This is a genomic window from Streptomyces sp. NPDC029164 (assembly GCF_055563995.1).
The window spans coordinates 18,301-35,699 of record NZ_JBVHWW010000008.1; the positions used below are offsets into that span (position 1 = coordinate 18,301).

The 17,399-nt window shown below is 73.0% G+C and carries 13 protein-coding genes; 10 read left to right on the forward strand and 3 right to left on the reverse strand.

Annotated elements, in window-relative coordinates:
* Nucleotides 1–112 precede the first annotated feature (112 nt).
* Both ACZ4VT_RS10010 and ACZ4VT_RS10015 read right to left on the reverse strand, forming a co-directional pair.
* Complete coding sequence (locus ACZ4VT_RS10010; RefSeq protein WP_467948196.1) at nt 113–358, reverse strand: antitoxin; 246 nt, start codon at nt 356–358, stop codon at nt 113–115.
* Between the two features lie 23 nt (nt 359–381).
* On the reverse strand, nt 382–597 hold the full coding sequence (locus tag ACZ4VT_RS10015) for a gliding motility protein (protein ID WP_362801565.1): 216 nt from the start codon (nt 595–597) through the stop codon (nt 382–384).
* A gap of 207 nt (nt 598–804) precedes the next feature.
* Here ACZ4VT_RS10015 and miaA point away from each other — a divergent pair, with 207 nt between their 5' ends.
* From miaA to hflX, 6 genes are all read left to right on the forward strand, one after another.
* Complete coding sequence (gene miaA, locus ACZ4VT_RS10020) at nt 805–1,743, forward strand: tRNA (adenosine(37)-N6)-dimethylallyltransferase MiaA (RefSeq protein WP_467948198.1); 939 nt, start codon at nt 805–807, stop codon at nt 1,741–1,743.
* A 126-nt stretch (nt 1,744–1,869) separates the two neighbouring features.
* Nucleotides 1,870–2,388 carry a hypothetical protein gene (locus ACZ4VT_RS10025; protein WP_467948200.1) on the forward strand — a complete coding sequence of 173 codons (519 nt, stop codon included), beginning with the start codon at nt 1,870–1,872 and terminating at the stop codon, nt 2,386–2,388.
* Nucleotides 2,389–2,460: 72 nt separating this feature from the next.
* Nucleotides 2,461–3,336 (forward strand): diaminopimelate epimerase, encoded by an 876-nt coding sequence (dapF, locus tag ACZ4VT_RS10030; RefSeq protein WP_467948203.1) that lies wholly within the window; start codon nt 2,461–2,463, stop codon nt 3,334–3,336.
* A gap of 140 nt (nt 3,337–3,476) precedes the next feature.
* Entirely contained in the window at nt 3,477–5,558 is a 2,082-nt protein-coding gene (locus ACZ4VT_RS10035; protein WP_467948205.1) for a RelA/SpoT family protein, read from the forward strand.
* 87 nt (nt 5,559–5,645) lie between these two features.
* Nucleotides 5,646–7,094, forward strand: a complete 1,449-nt coding sequence (locus tag ACZ4VT_RS10040) for a M1 family metallopeptidase (RefSeq protein WP_467948403.1) — start codon at nt 5,646–5,648, stop codon at nt 7,092–7,094.
* A gap of 127 nt (nt 7,095–7,221) precedes the next feature.
* A complete protein-coding gene (gene hflX / locus ACZ4VT_RS10045; protein ID WP_362801581.1) occupies nt 7,222–8,727 on the forward strand; it encodes a GTPase HflX in 1,506 nt (501 codons plus the stop codon).
* Nucleotides 8,728–8,818: 91 nt separating this feature from the next.
* Here hflX and ACZ4VT_RS10050 read toward each other — a convergent pair whose 3' ends face one another.
* Complete coding sequence (locus ACZ4VT_RS10050) at nt 8,819–9,988, reverse strand: trypsin-like serine peptidase (RefSeq protein WP_467948207.1); 1,170 nt, start codon at nt 9,986–9,988, stop codon at nt 8,819–8,821.
* A gap of 241 nt (nt 9,989–10,229) precedes the next feature.
* Here ACZ4VT_RS10050 and ACZ4VT_RS10055 point away from each other — a divergent pair, with 241 nt between their 5' ends.
* The 4 genes from ACZ4VT_RS10055 (at nt 10,230) to ACZ4VT_RS10070 (ending at nt 17,370) form a co-directional block, all read left to right on the forward strand.
* Nucleotides 10,230–11,636 carry a diaminobutyrate--2-oxoglutarate transaminase family protein gene (locus ACZ4VT_RS10055; RefSeq protein ID WP_467948209.1) on the forward strand — a complete coding sequence of 469 codons (1,407 nt, stop codon included), beginning with the start codon at nt 10,230–10,232 and terminating at the stop codon, nt 11,634–11,636.
* An 828-nt stretch (nt 11,637–12,464) separates the two neighbouring features.
* Nucleotides 12,465–14,594 (forward strand): IucA/IucC family protein, encoded by a 2,130-nt coding sequence (locus ACZ4VT_RS10060; RefSeq protein WP_467948404.1) that lies wholly within the window; start codon nt 12,465–12,467, stop codon nt 14,592–14,594.
* 32 nt (nt 14,595–14,626) lie between these two features.
* On the forward strand, nt 14,627–15,325 hold the full coding sequence (locus ACZ4VT_RS10065) for a GNAT family N-acetyltransferase (protein WP_467948210.1): 699 nt from the start codon (nt 14,627–14,629) through the stop codon (nt 15,323–15,325).
* 98 nt (nt 15,326–15,423) lie between these two features.
* Nucleotides 15,424–17,370, forward strand: coding sequence for an IucA/IucC family protein (locus ACZ4VT_RS10070; protein WP_467948212.1), 1,947 nt, complete (start codon nt 15,424–15,426; stop codon nt 17,368–17,370).
* The last annotated feature ends 29 nt before the right edge of the window (nt 17,371–17,399 follow it).

Consider the following 17,399-nt stretch of genomic DNA (forward strand, 5'->3'; position numbering starts at 1 on the left):
GTTACCCCCTCCCCCCCCTCGTCTGCTCCTCCACCCCCAACAGGAAACAGACCCCCCCCCCCCCCCCCCCCCCCCCCCCCCCCCCCCCCCCCCCCCCCCTTCGGGGACCGCGTCAGGAAGTGGCCGGCGGCGTCGTACCGCCGGGGGTGTCCTTGTGCGCGATCTTGCCCAGGGCGTCCTTCGCCTTGCCCGTACCGCTCGTGATCCGGTCGCTGTACTTGCCGTGGGTCTTGGAGTCCACGGCCTTGGCCACCTTGTCCAAGCCCTCGGCGATCCTGCCCTCGTTCTTCTGGGCGAGGTCGCCGACCTTGTCCTTCGCCGGGCCGAGCTTGGCCTTCAGATTGTCCAGCAGGCCCATGGGTCACCTTCCGTTGGCGGTCGCTACGTGCGGGCGCCCTCGCCGGCTTCGCTGTCCGCGGCCACCTCGGCCGACTGCTGCTTCGGGATCTCCACGGCTTCCGCCGCCGGAGCCTCCGCAACGGCCGGCTCGGCCTCGGCCTCTTCGGCCGCACCGGACTCCGCCGTCATGGCCTCGGCCGCGACCTCCTCGGTCGCGGCCTCGTCCTTACGACGAAAAAACCAGTCAAAAACGCCCATGTCTCCTCCTATAACGTTACTCGTGTGAGTGAAGTTCCGCCGTGGCCGAACCGGCCCCCACAAGGCGTACGCCGGGCATGCGCAAGGGGTACGCACGGCGCACACCGGGCCGGAACCTCGCCAGGGCAACGACCCCGCCCCCACCCCGTCACGTAACTCGATCGGGTACATGGCCGGGTCTTGACCAGGGGCTGCGAGACTGGGGCGGTGAGGAAAGCAGCCCCCGCCCCGCGGGTCATCGCCGTCGTCGGTCCCACCGCGGCAGGAAAGTCCGACCTTGGCGTCGCCCTGGCCCGCCGATTCGACGGCGAGGTCGTCAACGCCGACTCCATGCAGCTGTACCGGGGGATGGACATCGGCACCGCCAAGCTGACGACCGAGGAGCGCGGCGGTGTCCCGCACCACCTCCTCGACATCTGGGACATCACCGACACCGCGAACGTGGCCGAATACCAGCGCCTGGCCCGCGTGGAGATCGACAAACTGCTCGCCGAGGGCCGTACGCCCGTCCTCGTCGGCGGCTCCGGCCTGTACGTCCGCGGCGCCCTGGACGTCATGGAGTTCCCCGGCACCGACCCCGAGGTCCGCGCCCGGCTGGAGGACGAGCTCACCCTGCGCGGCTCCGGCGCCCTGCACGCCCGCCTCGCCGCCGCCGACCCGGCCGCCGCCCAGGCCATCCTGCCCAGCAACGGCCGCCGCATCGTGCGCGCGCTGGAGGTCATCGAGATCACCGGACGCCCCTTCACGGCCAATCTGCCCGGCCACGAGTCCGTCTACGACACCGTGCAGATCGGCGTCGACGTCGCCCGGCCGGAGCTCGACGAACGGATCGCGCTGCGCGTGGACCGGATGTGGGAGGACGGCCTGGTCGACGAGGTCCGTGCGCTGGAGGCCCGCGGGCTGCGCGACGGAATCACCGCTTCCAGGGCGCTCGGCTACCAGCAGGTGCTCGCCGCGCTCGCCGGGGAGTGCACCGAGGACGAGGCCAGGGCGGAGACCGTCCGGGCGACCAAGCGGTTCGCCCGCCGCCAGGACTCCTGGTTCCGCCGCGACCCGCGCGTGCACTGGCTCAGCGGAGCCGCCGCCGACCGGGGGGAACTCCCCGGACTCGCGCAGTCGTTGGTCGAACGAGCGGTCACAGCCTGATCACGTGATGGCATCGGGACGCCCCGGGCGCCGGTTGCGGGGCCGGGGGCGTGCCATCATCAAACTCCTGCGGGTGCGGTCACCTGCGGTGAATGGCGGCGCACTGAGTCCGAGTGGGGAGGGCGCGTGGCGATGGAGGCCGGCCCTCGCGACACCGGGCGGGACGACACCCGGCGGGAAGCGGATCCGACGCTTCTCGACGGGACGGACGAGCCCGCAGGCCTCGGGCTGCCCGCGGACCCCGCGCGGCTGACCCCCGACGGCCCGGACGCCCCGGACACCGCCGAGGCCGAAGCGGCCGCCGTCCCCGAGTTCGAGGTCGAGCTGCGCCCGCAGCGCCGCCTGCGCCTGTGGCAGATCGCCCCCATCGCGATGCTCGCCGCCGCCGGCTCCCTGATGTTCGCCTTCCCGCTCGCGTTCGAATTCGGCGACGGCGGAGCCGTGGTCGCCATGCTCGGCTTCCTGATCAGCTGCTGCGCCGGAGGCTGGGGGATGATGGCCGCCCGACGGGTCGGCTACACGTGGCCCGGGCTCCCGGTCCGGGGGAGCGGCCGCCGCCCCGACTGGCGCATGGTCGCTCTGTACGCCGTGATCGCCCTCGCCGTCGTGTCCCTCGCCGTGTACCGGGTCGCCCGGCTCCGCTGACCGGCCCTCCCGCACCGGTCCGCGTACTGGACCGCGCGGCACCGCTGAGCTGCGCCTCGATACCATGGGCGGGTGACGCAGCGCACCCTCTCCTTCCTCAAGGGCCACGGCACCGAGAACGACTTCGTGATCGTCCCGGACCCGGACAACGCCATCGAGCTGCCCGCGTCCGCGGTCGCGAAGCTGTGCGACCGACGGGCCGGGATCGGCGCGGACGGCGTCCTGCACGCCGTCCGGTCCGCCGCCCACCCCGAGGCGGCCCACCTCGCCGGCGAGGCGGAGTGGTTCATGGACTACCGCAACAGCGACGGCTCCATCGCCGAGATGTGCGGCAACGGTGTGCGCGTCTTCGCCCGCTACCTCCAGTACGCCGGCCACGTCGAGCCCGGGGATCTGGCCATCGCCACCCGCGGCGGGATCAAGCGCGTCCACCTGGACAAGACCGGCGACGTCACCGTCTCCATGGGCCGCGCCGAACTCCCCGAGGGCGAGGTCACGGTCAGCGTCGGCTCCCGGAGCTGGCCCGCGCGCAACGTGAACATGGGGAACCCGCACGCCGTGGCCTTCGTTGAAAGCCTCGACGACGCCGGGACCCTGTACACCGCCCCGCCGTTCAGCCCGGCGTCCGCCTACCCGACGGGTGTCAACGTCGAGTTCGTCGTCGACCGCGGCCCCCGCCACGTCGCCATGCGCGTCCACGAGCGCGGTTCCGGCGAGACCCGCTCCTGCGGCACCGGCGCCTGCGCCGTCGCCGTGGCCACCATCCGCCGCGACGGCGTCGACCCGGCCGTCACCGGCGCACCGGTCACGTACACCGTCGACCTCCCGGGCGGAACCCTGCTCATCACCGAACACCCCGACGGGCAGATCGACATGACCGGACCGGCCGTGATCGTGGCCGCGGGCGAGTTCGACGAGGCCTGGCTCACCGAAACGGCCTTCGCGTGAAGCTTCCCTCTAATGGGTGATCCGTTTCACGCTGAGCGAGAGGTGGACTGCGCCACGTGGTGGGGTCGGTAACATCAGGCACCGGCCCTGAGGGCTCACCCCATGCCCGCCACCGCCGGTCGAAGCCGCCGGAGGTGCCCATGAGTGCAGAGGCCACGAACCCCGAAGCACACCCCGAAGCGCGCCCTGAGCTCCGCAGACGGGGCCGGACCAGGCTCGATCTGCGCCGGCTCGGGCGCGCGGCCCTGCTCGGGCCGACGTCCCGGGACCGGCTCCCGGACGCCATCGGCCACGTGGCAGAGGCCCACCGTGCCCACCATCCGGACGCCGATCTGTCCCTTCTGCGAAGGGCGTATCTCCTCGCGGAGACCTCTCACCGGGGTCAGATGCGAAAAAGTGGTGAGCCGTACATCACACATCCGCTCGCCGTCACCCTGATCCTCGCCGAACTCGGCGCCGAGACCACCACCCTGACGGCCTCTCTGCTCCACGACACCGTCGAGGACACCGAGGTGACCCTCGATCAGGTCCGCGCCGAATTCGGCGACGAGGTCTGCTTCATCGTCGACGGCGTCACCAAGGTGGAGAAGATCGACTACGGCGCCGCCGCCGAGCCCGAGACCTTCCGCAAGATGCTCGTCGCCACCGGCAACGACGTCCGCGTCATGTCCATCAAACTCGCCGACCGACTGCACAACATGCGCACCCTCGGCGTGATGCGCCCCGAGAAACAGGCCCGCATCGCCAAGGTCACCCGCGACGTCCTCATCCCGCTCGCCGAACGGCTCGGCGTCCAGGCCCTGAAGACCGAGCTGGAAGACCTCGTCTTCGCGATCCTGCACCCCGAGGAGTACGAGAGCACCCGCGCGCTCATCGCGGCCCACGCCGGGGAACGCGACCCGCTGCCCGGCATCGCCGACTCCGTACGGGCCGTCCTGCGCGACGCCGGCATCGCCGCCGAGGTGCAGGTCAGGCCGCGGCACTTCGTCTCCGTGCACCGGATCGCCCGCACGCGCGGCGAGCTGCGCGGCTCCGACTTCGGCCGGATCCTCGTCCTCGTCGGCGAGAACGCCGACTGTTACGCGGTCCTGGGCGAGCTGCACACCTGCTTCACCCCGGTCGTCTCGGAGTTCAAGGACTTCATCGCCACCCCGAAGTTCAACCTCTACCAGTCGCTGCACACCGCCGTCGCCACACCCGAGGGCTACGTGGCCGAGGTCATCGTGCGGACCCGGCAGATGCACCGCGTCGCCGAGGCCGGCGTGGTGGCGCTCGGCAACCCGTACGCCACCGCGACGCCCGACTCCGCCGCCGACCCCGACGAGGAGCGCGTGGACCCCACGCGGCCCGGCTGGCTGTCCCGCCTGCTCGACTGGCAGCAGTCCGCACCCGACCCCGACACCTTCTGGAGCGTGCTGCGCGCGGAGCTGGCCCAGGACCGGGAGATCACCGTGTTCAGGGCCGACGGGGGCACGCTGGGCCTGCCGGCCGGGGCGAGCTGTATCGACGCCGCCTACGCCCAGCACGGCGAGGCGGCCCACGGCTGTATCGGCGCCCGCGTCAACGGGCGCCTCGCCTCGCTGTCCTCCCCGCTGTCCGACGGGGACACCGTGCAGCTGCTGCTCGCGCAGGACGCCTCCTCGGGCCCGGCCGCCGAATGGCTGGACCACGCGCGGACCCCGGCCGCCCGGATCGCCATCAGCAGCTGGCTCGACTCCCATCCCGACCGGGCGATGTCCACCACCTCCGCCGCGCGGGCGCCGCTGTCGGTGGTCGGCGCCCGGGGCGGCGGGGGCAACGCCGTCGCCGACCTGCCGGACGCCACCGTGCGGCTGGCCGGGTGCTGCACCCCGGTGCCGCCCGACGCCGTCGCCGGCTTCCTGGTCCGCGGCGGGGCCGTCACGGTCCACCGCATCCACTGCGCGGCGGTGGCCCAGATGCGCGCCGTGGGGCGTACCTCCGTCGCCGTGCACTGGCGGGCCACGGCCGACTGCCGGGTCACCCTGCTCGCTGAATCGTTCGGGCGCCCGCACCTGCTGGCCGACCTCACCGAGGCCATCGCCCGCGAGGGGGTCGAAGTGGTCTCCGCGACCGTGGAACCCCCGGTCGAACAGCGGGTCCGGCACACCTACACCCTCCAGCTGCCGGACGCGACCGGGCTGCCCGCACTCATGCGGGCGATGCGGGACGTGCCGGGCGTGTACGACGTCAGCCGGGCGTAGGCCGGGACGGCCCCGTAGGTCCCCGTTCGGGTGGATCCGTCGCGCGCCGTACGCGGCCGTGTGGCGGGCACTGGTAAGCGGTGGTGGATGCAGCTCTCCTCGCCCCGCCTGCGCGCCGCCCTGCTCGCCGCGGCCTCCCTGACCCTCGTCGCCGCCGTACTGCCCCCGCCGAAGCCGCTGGGCATCGGCGACACGCTGTTCCCCGAGCTCGGGAACCCCGGGTACGACGTGCTCTCGTACGACCTGTCCTTCGCGTACAAGGACAACCGGAGCCCGCTCGACGCGGTCACCGTCATCGAAGCCCGCGCGCTGGAGCCGCTGGAGCGGATCAACCTGGACTTCACCCACGGCAAGGTGGCGTCCGCCGAGGTCAACGGGGAGCCGGCCCGGTTCGAAACGGTGGGGGAGGACCTCGTACTGACCCCCGCGCGGGCGGTGGTGGACAACGGGCCCCTGCACATCACCGTCCGGCACACCAGCGATCCGCGCGGACGCGGGGACGGCGGCTGGGTGCCCACCGAGGACGGCCTGGCCATGGCCAACCAGGCGGACGCCGCCCACCGCGTCTTCCCCTGCAACGACCACCCCGCCGACAAGGCGTTCTTCACCTTCCGGATCACCGCCCCGGCCGGGCTCACGGCCGTCGCCAACGGGGTGCAGGCGGTCCCCACCCTGCGCTTCGGCCCCTCGACGACGTGGACGTACCGCACCAAGCACCCCATGGCCACCGAACTGGCCCAGGTGTCCGTCGGCAAGTCCGCGGTCGTGCACGGCACCGGCCCCCACGGGCTGCCGCTGCGCGATGTGGTGCCCGCCGCGGACCGGGAGCGGCTGGACCCCTGGCTGAAGAAGACCGCGGGGCACATCGCGTGGATGGAGGAGCGCGTCGGCCGCTACCCCTTCGAGAACTACGGGGTCCTGATCGCGCGGGCGACGACCGGCTTCGAGCTGGAGACGCAGACCCTCTCGCTCTTCGAGCACAGCCTCTTCGCCGGCGAGGGCTACCCCGAGTGGTACGTGGAGTCCGTGATGGTCCACGAGCTCGCCCACCAGTGGTTCGGCGACAGCGTCACCCCGCTGACCTGGTCCGACCTGTGGCTCAACGAGGGACACGCCACCTGGTACGAGGCCCTGTACGCGGACGGGCTCGGCAAGTACTCCCTGGAGCGGCGCATGCGCGAGGCGTACCAGCGCTCCGACCAGTGGCGAGCGGCGGGCGGCCCGCCGGCCGCCCCGAAGCCCGCCCCGCCCGGCGAGAAGATCGGGCTCTTCCGGCCGGTGGTCTACGACGGCGCCGCGCTGATCCTCTACGCGCTGCGGCAGGAGATCGGCACCGAGGCCTTCGACAGGCTGGAGCGCCGCTGGGTCGCGCAGTACCGGGACGGGGTCGCGGGCACGGCGGACTTCCTACGCATGGCCTCGCAGGAGGCCGGCCGGGACCTCGGGGCCTTCCTGGAGCCGTGGCTGTACGGCAAGACGACCCCGGCGATGCCCGGGCACCCGGAGTGGAGCAGCCCGGCCTCGTCCGCCAAATAAAGCGTGTGACCGGTGAGGAACGGGCATGTCACCATCGACGAGGCCGTTCGGGGAATCCCCCGGCGGTGTGACACGTTGGACGTGACAGTTAACGTGCCACTGCTATTCGAATCGACGTAAGGATCCAATGACCTCCTCTTCTTCCCCTTCCCAGGACGCGCGGGACGCACAGGACGTGCCGGACTCGCAGAGCTTCACCGAGAGCCTTCGGGCCGATGCCCTGATGGAAGAGGACGTCGCCTGGAGCCACGAGATCGACGGAGACCGGGACGGCGAGCAGTTCGAACGCTCCGAGCGCGCGGCCCTGCGCCGCGTGGCCGGCCTCTCCACCGAGCTCGAAGACGTCACCGAGGTCGAGTACCGGCAGCTGCGCCTGGAGCGCGTCGTTCTCGTCGGTGTCTGGACCTCCGGCACGGTGAACGACGCGGAGAACTCCCTCGCGGAGCTCGCCGCCCTCGCCGAGACCGCGGGTGCTCTCGTACTCGACGGTGTGATCCAGCGCCGCGACAAGCCGGACCCGGCCACCTTCATCGGTTCGGGCAAGGCGCGCGAGCTGCGTGACATCGTCATGGAGAGCGGTGCCGACACCGTCGTCTGTGACGGCGAGCTCAGCCCCGGTCAGCTCATCGCCCTCGAAGACGTCGTCAAGGTGAAGGTGGTCGACCGGACCGCCCTCATCCTCGACATCTTCGCCCAGCACGCCAAGTCCCGAGAGGGCAAGGCACAGGTCGCTCTCGCGCAGATGCAGTACATGCTGCCGCGACTGCGCGGCTGGGGTGCCTCGCTGTCCCGCCAGATGGGTGGCGGCGGCGGTGGCGGCATGGCCACCCGAGGCCCCGGTGAGACCAAGATCGAGACCGACCGGCGACGGATCCGCGAGAAGATGGCGAAGATGCGCCGGGAGATCGCGGATATGAAGACCGGCCGCGACATCAAGCGGCAGGAACGGCGCCGCAACAAGGTGCCCTCGGTCGCCATCGCCGGCTACACCAACGCAGGCAAGTCCTCGCTGCTCAACCGCCTCACGGGCGCGGGCGTCCTGGTGGAGAACGCACTGTTCGCCACCCTCGACCCGACCGTGCGCCGGGCCGAGACGCCCAGCGGCCGGATCTACACCCTGGCCGACACGGTCGGCTTCGTCCGGCACCTGCCGCACCACCTCGTCGAGGCGTTCCGCTCCACGATGGAGGAGGTCGGTGACTCCGACCTGATCCTGCACATCGTGGACGGCTCGCACCCGGCGCCGGAGGAGCAGCTGGCGGCGGTGCGCGAGGTCATCCGCGAGGTCGGCGCGGTCAACGTGCCCGAGATCGTGGTGATCAACAAGGCGGACGCCGCGGATCCGCTCGTCCTGCAGCGGCTGCTGCGGATCGAGCGGCACTCGATCGCCGTATCGGCGCGGACGGGGATGGGCATCGAGGAACTCCTCGCGCTCATCGACTCCGAGCTGCCGCGGCCCGAGGTCGAGGTGGAGGCCATGGTGCCGTACACGCGCGGCTCGCTCGTCGCCAAGGCGCACGCCGAGGGCGAGGTGATCTCCGAGGAGCACACCCCGGACGGCACCCTGCTCAAGGCGCGGGTCCACCAGGAGCTCGCGGCGGACCTGGCTCCGTACGCGCTCGCGAAGCAGTAGGCAGACCGGACGGCCGCAGGGTCGGACGGCTTGACGGGCGAGGGCCCCCTGCACACCGTGCAGGGGGCCCTCGCCCGTTCGCGGTCCTGACCTACTTGAACTTGCGGCTGACGGCCTCGAAGACGCCCTTCGCCTCCGGACCCAGCCGGGGTCCGGCCAGCCAGCCCGCCTTGGCCGGTCCGATCGAGGTGTTCGACACCAGCGCCGGCTTGCCGTCGGCGCCCGCCGCGACCCAGCCGCCACCGGAGGAACCGCCGGTCATGGTGCAGCCGATGCGGTACATCGCCGGGTCGGTCGCGTTCAGGGACAGCCGGCCCGGCTTGTCCGTGCACTGGAAGGCCTTCTGGCCGTCGAACGGAGCCGCCGCCGGGTAACCGGTCGCCGTGATGCTCGCGACCTTCGGCACGGCCGGCGCGGCGAACTCCACCGGGAGCGCCGAACCGACGGTCTCCTCCAGGGACTTGCCGCTGCCCTTCTCGGGCGTCACGTGCAGCACCGCGAAGTCGAACGGGGCACCCGCGCCACCGGTCGGACCACCCGTCGCGATCCACTGGTCCGAGGTCTGCGCCCAGTCGCTCCACCAGACGCCGTACGGGGCCACCTGCTCGCGCGGCGCGCCCTTGAGCTGCGCCGACGGCTTGCCCGCGTTGTTGTAGGACGGGACGAACGCGATGTTGCGGTACCAGCCGCCGGACTTGCCCGCGTGCACGCAGTGCCCCGCGGTCCAGACCATGTTCGACTTGCCGGGGTGCGCCGGGTCCTTGACCACGGTCGCGGAGCAGACCATCGAGCCCTCGGGGCCGTCGAAGAAGACCTTGCCGGACTCCGGAACGCTCTGGTGGTAGGGCGTGTTCGCCGGCTTGGCCGCCACCGGGGCGGGAGCGGGGTCGGTGACGCCCTGGTCCTTGCCCGCGTCCGGGTCGACGGCCGGACGCTGCGGCTGCTCGGCGTCGCGCATGCGGTCCGGGTCCCACAGGCCCTCGATGATCGGGTTGACGTAGTCGCCCGCCTCGCGGAGCCAGTCCTCCTTCTTCCAGTTCTTCCACTCACCCCCCTTCCACTTCTCCAGGTCGATACCGTGTTCCTTGAGCTTCTCCTTGAGCTGGTCCGGGATCTTGATCCCGTCCGGGGCCGGGAGGCTCGCCGCCACGGTCGGCTTGGCGTCGCCGCCGGCCTCCTCGTCGCCGGGGCCGCAGGCAGCTGCGGTCAGCGCGAGCGCGGCCGCGCACAGGATCGCGGTGACCGGTCGGTTCGGTCGCATGTCGTTCGTCCCCCTGGTGGTTTCGAGGCGTGGAGTGCAGCCCCCCACTATGCCGCTGCCGCCCAGGACGACACAGCCCGGGGCCGTGGTTCCTGTCGCTCGCCCCCTGCACGCCAAGGATCTTGGGGCCACCCGTGATCCGTCGGCGTCACCGTCGTTGGTACGTACGGGGGATGGGGGAGCAGCGTTGGTGTTCGAGGGGCAATCCGGAAGAGCGTTCAGTTCGGGAGGACCGACACTCGTGGCTTTGACCGAGCCGGCCGCGGCGGCGGCCGCGACACAGATCCCGCCGCAGGAGCCTCAAGTGCCGCCGCAGGGCGGGCGGGTGCAGGGGCGCGGCGGTCGCGGCGGCTCCGTCGCCGCCGACGGAATCCTGCGCAGGCAGGCGCAGCGGGAGTCCGCCGCCCGGACGTATGCGCGCTCCCTGCCCATCGTCCCGGTGCGCGCCCGCGGGCTGACCATCGAGGGCGCCGATGGCAGGCGCTACCTCGACTGCCTCTCCGGTGCCGGCACCCTCGCCCTCGGACACAACCACCCGGTGGTGCTCGAAGCCGTCCGGGGAGTCCTCGACTCCGGGGCCCCGCTGCACGTCCTCGACCTCGCGACCCCGGTCAAAGACGCCTTCACCACCGAACTGTTCACCAACCTGCCGCCGGCGCTGGCCGCCGACGCGCGGATCCAGTTCTGCGGGCCGGCCGGTACGGACGCCGTGGAGGCCGCCCTCAAACTGGTGCGCACCGCCACCGGGCGCTCGGGGCTGCTCGCCTTCACCGGGGCCTACCACGGCATGACCGCAGGGGCACTGGACGCCTCGGGCGGCGCCCCGGACGTACGGGTGACCCGGCTGCCGTACCCGCAGGACTTCCGCTGCCCGTTCGGAGTCGGCGGCGCCGAGGGCGCCGAACTCGCCGCGCGCTGGACGGAGAACCTGCTCGACGACCCCAAGGGCGGGGTGCCCGCCCCGGCCGGACTGATCGTCGAACCCGTGCAGGGCGAGGGCGGGGTCCTCCCCGCCCCGGACGCCTGGCTGCGCCGGATGCGCGAGATCACCGCCACGAGGGGCATCCCGCTGATCGCGGACGAGGTGCAGACGGGCGTCGGCCGCACCGGCGCCTTCTGGGGCGTCGACCACGCCGGGGTGGTGCCCGACGTGATGGTCCTGTCCAAGGCGATCGGTGGCAGCCTGCCGCTCGCCGTGATCGTGTACCGGTCCGGCCTGGACGTCTGGGCCCCCGGGGCCCATGCCGGAACCTTCCGCGGCAACCAGCTGGCCATGGCCGCCGGAACCGCCACGCTCGCCTTCGTACGAGAGAACCGCCTCGCCGAGCGCGCTGCCGTCCTCGGCGAGCGGATGCTGACGGCCCTGCGCGGGCTGGCCGCCGACCACCCCTGCATGGGGGACGTCCGGGGCCGGGGCCTGATGATCGGCGTCGAACTCGTCGATCCCGAGACCGGGGCCGCCGCACCGGCCCTCGCCGCGGCCGTCCGCCAGGAGTGCCTGGACCGCGGCCTGATCGTCGAACTCGGCGGCCGCCACGGCGCCGTAGTCCGCCTGCTCCCCCCGCTGACCGTGACCGACGAGCAGGCCGCGGCGGTCCTGGACCGCCTGGCCGACGCCATCCCGGCCGCCGCCCGCCGCACCCACTGACCCGCACCCCGAGGACCCGCGATGCCAGACCCGCACCAGTCCACCCCGACCCCCCACCAGCCGCTCCCGGCACCGGCTCCGTCGGACACCGCCCCCACCGAGCCGCTGCCCCCCACACCAGCCCCGAGCCCACTGGAGAACCGCCAGCCACGACCGCCCTCGGCAACGTCTCCCGACGCCGCCACCCCGGGCCCGTCCGCGAGCCCGCTGGCCGGCTCGACGGAGAGCCGACAGCCGTGGCCACCCTCAGAGCCGTCTCCCGCCACCCCCGGACGACCAACGAGCCCATCGGCCATCCCCGCCGAGGCCCGCCAGGCGTGTCCGCCCTCGGCAGCATCTCCCGACGCCACCTCGGCCCCGTCCGTGAGCCGGCTGGCCGGCTCGACGGAGACCCGGCAGCCGCCGCCGCCCTCCGCGGTGTCTCCCGACCCCGCCGCCCCGAGCCCGGCAGCGAGCCTGTCGCCCAACCCTGCCGGAGGCCGGCAGCCACGACCGCCCTCCGCGGCATCTCCCGACGCCACTACTCCCGGCCCCACCGTGCGCCCGTCGGCCAGTGCGACCGAGGGCCGGCCCCCGTGGTCGCCCTCGACGGCGTCTCCCGACGCCGCCACACCGAGCCCCGCCGTGAGCCCATCGGCCAGCGCTACCGACGGCCGGCAGCCGTGGGCGGCTTCTGCAGCGTCTCCCGACGTCGCTGCCCCCGGCCGGGCCGTGAGCCCGTCAGGCGGTGCTGCCGAGGGCCGATACCCGTGGTCGCCCTCCGAGGCGTCTCCCGACGCCGTCGCCCCGGGGTCGTCCGTGAGCTCGGCTGACGGAGGGCAGCCGTGGGTGGGTGCGGTGGCGTCTCCCGACGCCGTCGCCACCCCCGGCCCGGTCACGGCGCCTGCCGGTTCCGCCGACGGCGATCCGGCGGCAGTGGCTCCCGCCGTCCCGCTGGGTGCCGAAGGCGAGCAGGCGGCCGGGGCCGGCAGACCGGACGGGGCCGCCGCCGACCCGGATGCCGGGCCCCGTCCCGGTGCGTCGGACCAGGCCGGCGGGGGCGGTTCGGGGCACCCGGGCGAGGGTTCGGCAGGCACTCCCGCTGCCCCACGCGAGGCTGAGGGAGGGCCGCTCCCCGCGGCGGCCGCCGGGGCGACGGCCACCGTGCCCCGGCAGAAGGACGGCACCCCCAGAGCCCGTTCCGGCTGGGCAGGCCCCATCTGGCCGGAGCCGGCCGCGCTGCCCGACCTGCTGAACCACCCGGACCCGGCCCTCGCCGCCGAGGCCGCGGGGGTGGAGAACCTGCTCCGGTGCTGGGTCCGCGAATCCGGGATCGGCCGCCCCGACGGCCCCGCCGGAACCCCTCTCCGCATCCCCCTCCCCGCCTCGGGCACCGCCGCGCTCGTCGCCGTCCGCTACTGGTCCCAGACCGGCTGGCACCGATTCGGCCCGGCCCGGCTCGAAGGCGCCCCCGCCGGCGCACCCTGCCTGGACGCCGTCACCTTCGCCTCCCTCATCGCCCGTGAGGGCACCGGCGGCGGCCGCGGCAGCGCCGACCTCGTGGGCCGGGTCGCCGACTCGGTGCGCCGTACCACCGAGTTCATCGCCGACCGACGCGAACGCCCCACCGCCCCGGCCCCCGTGGGCGGGGACCGCTTCCTCACCGCCGAACAGTCCCTCCTCCTCGGTCACCCCCTCCAGCCCGACCCGAAGAGCCGCGAAGGACTCTCCGAGGCCGAGGCACGTCAGTACTCACCCGAACTCCACGGCTCCTTCCCCCTGCACTGGTTCGCGGTCGACACCTCCGTCCTCGCCACCGAATCCGCCTGGACCGAGCGCGGCCGCCCCGTGTCCGCGCCCCAGCTCCTCGGCCGACTCGCCCCCGGGCTCCCGCTGCCCGACGGTGCCACCCCCCTTCCCCTGCACCCCTGGCAGGCCCGCGACCTGCTCCAGCGCCCCGCCGTCACCGCCCTCCGCGACGCAGGACTTCTGCACGACCTGGGCCCGCACGGCGAGCCCTGGTACCCCACCTCCTCCGTCCGCACCGTCCACCGACCCGGCGACCCCGCGATGCTCAAGCTCTCCCTGGGCCTGCGCATCACCAACTCCCGCCGCGAGAACCTCCGCAAGGAACTGCACCGAGGCGTCGAGGTCCACCGGCTGCTCCGCACCGGCCTCGCCGAGCAGTGGCAGGCGGGCCACCCCGGCTTCGACATCGTCCGCGACCCCGCCTGGGTCGCCGTCGACGCCCCGGACGGAACTCCAGTTGCCGGACTCGACGCCCTACTGCGCCACAACCCCTTCCGCTCGGGCGACGACGCCGTCTGCATCGCCGCACTGACCTCTCCCCGCCCATGGCCCGGCCGGCCCACCATGAGCTCCCGCCTCGCCGAACTCGTCTCGCGCCTCGCCGCCGCCACCGGACGCAGCACGTCCGCCGTCGCCGCCGAGTGGTTCCTGAGGTACCTCGACCACGTGGTGCTGCCGGTCCTCGCCTTCGACGCGCTCGCCGGCATCGCCCTCGAAGCGCACCAGCAGAACACCCTGGTCCTCCTCGACGCGGCCGGCTGGCCGGCCGGCGGCCGCTACCGCGACAACCAGGGCTACTACTTCCGCGCATCCCGCCGCGCGGAACTGGAGCAGCGGCTACCCGGCATCGGCAGCGCCAGCGACACCTTCGTCTCCGACGCCGTCACCGACGAACGCTTCGCCTACTACCTCGGCATCAACAACGTGCTCGGACTCATCGGCGCCTTCGGATCCCAGCGGCTCGCCGACGAGCGCGTGCTCCTCGCCGCCTTCCGCCGCTTCCTCGCCAAGGCCGCGGGCCTCGGCCCGCTCCCCACACGGCTGCTCGACTCGCCCACCCTGCGCTGCAAGGCGAATCTGCTCACCCGCCTGGGAGGTCTCGACGAGCTGGTCGGCCCCGTCGACACCCAGTCCGTCTACGTCACCATCACCAACCCCCTTCACGATTGACGCGTCGGCACCGACGCGGAGAAGAGCCCCCGATGCGCTCCACCGACACACCCGCCCACTCCGCCGGATCCGCCACCGACGCCCACGGCGCCATCGAGGTGGTGGAGCACACCGTCGAACCACGGCTCCATTCCGGCCTGTTGCCCCTGCTCGCCGAAGCCGACCTGCTCGACTCACCGGCCATCTGGGGCAGCGCCGCCACACCCGCCGGAGCCTTCCGCCTCGAACCCGTACGGCCGGGCCGGGACCTGGAGCTCCTCACCGGCTGGATGAACGATCCCGAGGTGGCCGCCTATTGGGAACTCGCCGGCCCCGCCGCGGTCACCGCCGCCCACCTGCGGGCCCAGCTCGACGGCGACGGCCGCAGCATCCCCTGCCTCGGCCTCCTCGACGGCACGCCGATGAGCTACTGGGAGATCTACCGGGCCGACCTCGACCCGCTCGCCCGCCACTACCCGGCGCGCCCCCACGACACCGGTATCCACCTGCTCATCGGAGACGGCACGAACCGCGGCCGCGGCCTGGGAACAACCCTGCTGCGCGCCGTCGCCGACATGGTCCTCGGCAACCGCCCCCGCTGCACTCGTGTGATCGCGGAACCCGACATCCGCAACACCCCCTCCGTATCTGCCTTCCTGAGCTCCGGTTTCCGCTGCTCCGCGGAAATCGACCTTCCCGAGAAGCGTGCCGCCCTGATGATCCGGGAGCGGGCGCTGCGCAATCTCCTCTGAGTGCCGCCCCGCAAGCCCTGACCGTCGTCGCCGCTTCGCACCTCTCCCTTAGAAAACTCTGCGTCGCGCAGCAAAGTTCCCGATCTTCGAGGAGTCCCGTGCCGAATTTCCACGCAGCCCCCGACGCGGCGGAACCCACCGTGCCCCCGTCGCCCCAGCACCCCTGCACACCGCCCGAACTCAACCGCTCGACCTGGGACTTCGCCGCCCGCCGGATGCTCGCCAAGATGCTCGCCGAATTCGCCTACGAGGAGATCATCAGCCCCGTCCCCGCCCCGGCGGCCGCCGGCGACGCATGGACCCTGACCCTCGACGACGGCAGCAGCCTCGGCTTCCGGGCCCGCCGCCGCTCATACGGCAGCTGGCACGTAGCCCCCGACACCATCACCCTCACCCCTCCGCCGGCCTCCCCCCAGGCACCGACCCCGGCCGGGAACCCGACCCCGGCCGGGAACCCGACCCCGGCCGGGAACCCGACCCCGGCCGGGAACCCGACCCCGGCCGGGAACCCGACCGCCTTCGGGGACCCGTACGCCTTTCTCATCCGCGCCCGCACCCTCCTCGGGGTCGACGGCCCCACCCTCGGCCACCTCGTCCGCGAGCTCAGCGCCACCCTCGCCGCCGACGCCCGGATCGACCACACCGCCCTCACCGCCGACATCCTCGCCGACCTCGACTACGCGGCCCTCGAAGGGCACCAGACCGGCCACCCCTGGCTCGTCCTCAACAAGGGCCGTATCGGACTCTCCGCCTCCGACACCGCCGCCTGGGCCCCCGAGGCCCGCACCCGCCAGCGCCTGCCCTGGCTCGCCGCCCACACCTCGCTCGCCGCCTACCGCGGCACCGCCGGACTGGAGGACCCCGCCCGCCTCTACTCCGCCGAGCTCGACCCCGTCACCCGCGCCGCCTTCGACCAGACCCTGCGCGACCGCGGCCTCGACCCGCTCCACTACCTCTACCTACCGCTCCACCCCTGGCAGTGGGACGAGGTCGTCCTCCCTCTCTTCGCCCCGGCGCTCGCCTCCGGCACCCTCGTACCGCTCCCGGCCGATCCCGACCTGCGCCTGCCCCAGCAGTCGATCCGCACCTTCCTCAACCTCAGCCGCCCCGACCGGCACAGCGTCAAACTCCCGCTCTCCGTCTTCAACACCATGGTCTGGCGCGGCCTGCCCTCCGACCTCGCCCTCGCCGCACCCGCCGTCACCGCCTGGATCCACTCCCTCCGCGACACCGACCCCTTCCTGCGTGACGAGTGCCAGGTCGTCCTCCTCGGCGAAGTCGCCTCCGTCACCGTCCGACACCCCGTCTACGAAGAGCTCCCCGAGGTCCCGTACCAGTACAAGGAGCTCCTCGGCGCGATCTGGCGCGAGCCCCTCACCGGCCTCCTCGCCCCCGGCGAGCGCGCCCGCACCCTCGCCTCCCTCCTCCACACCGACCCGCGCGGCCGGTCCTTCACCGCCGAGCTCGTGGCCCGCTCCGGGCTCACCCCCACCGTCTGGCTGCAGCGCCTCTTCGCCGCCCTCCTGCCCCCGCTGCTGCACTTCCTCTACCGCTACGGCACCGTCTTCTCCCCGCACGGCGAGAACGCGATCGTGATCTTCGACGAGCACGACGTCCCGGTCCGGCTCGGGGTCAAGGACTTCGTGGACGACATCAACATCACCGACGAGCCGCTGCCCGAGCTGGCCTCCCTGCCCGACGAGGTCCGGACGGCCCTGCTCACCGAGCCCGCCGACTTCCTGCCCCAGTTCATCCACTCCGGGCTGTTCGTCGGCGTCTTCCGCTACCTCTCGGCCCTGTGCGAGGACCGCCTCGGCGTCCCGGAGGACGAGTTCTGGTCCCTCGTACGGGCGGAGATCCTGCGCCACCAGGCCCGTTTCCCGGAACTCAAGGACCGCTACGAGCTCTTCGACCTGCTCGGCGAGCGCATCGGCCGGCTCTGCCTCAACCGGAACCGGCTCTACGAGGACGGCTACCGCGACCGCCCCGACCGCCCGCACGCCGTGCAGCACGGCACCGTGCCCAACCCCTTGTACCGGCCATGATTCCTCGTCGGTGCGCTCGCTGTCGGTGG

Excerpts from the sequence above, each read along its gene's own strand:
- ACZ4VT_RS10040 (WP_467948403.1), top strand. The coding sequence starts at position 5,646 with ATGCAGCTCTCCTCGCCCCGCCTGCGCGCCGCCCTGCTCGCCGCGGCC.
- ACZ4VT_RS10010 (WP_467948196.1), bottom strand. The coding sequence starts at position 358 with ATGGGCCTGCTGGACAATCTGAAGGCCAAGCTCGGCCCGGCGAAGGAC.
- ACZ4VT_RS10050 (WP_467948207.1), bottom strand. The coding sequence starts at position 9,988 with ATGCGACCGAACCGACCGGTCACCGCGATCCTGTGCGCGGCCGCGCTC.
- ACZ4VT_RS10065 (WP_467948210.1), top strand. The coding sequence starts at position 14,627 with ATGCGCTCCACCGACACACCCGCCCACTCCGCCGGATCCGCCACCGAC.
- ACZ4VT_RS10035 (WP_467948205.1), top strand. The coding sequence starts at position 3,477 with ATGAGTGCAGAGGCCACGAACCCCGAAGCACACCCCGAAGCGCGCCCT.
- ACZ4VT_RS10015 (WP_362801565.1), bottom strand. The coding sequence starts at position 597 with ATGGGCGTTTTTGACTGGTTTTTTCGTCGTAAGGACGAGGCCGCGACC.
- hflX (WP_362801581.1), top strand. The coding sequence starts at position 7,222 with ATGACCTCCTCTTCTTCCCCTTCCCAGGACGCGCGGGACGCACAGGAC.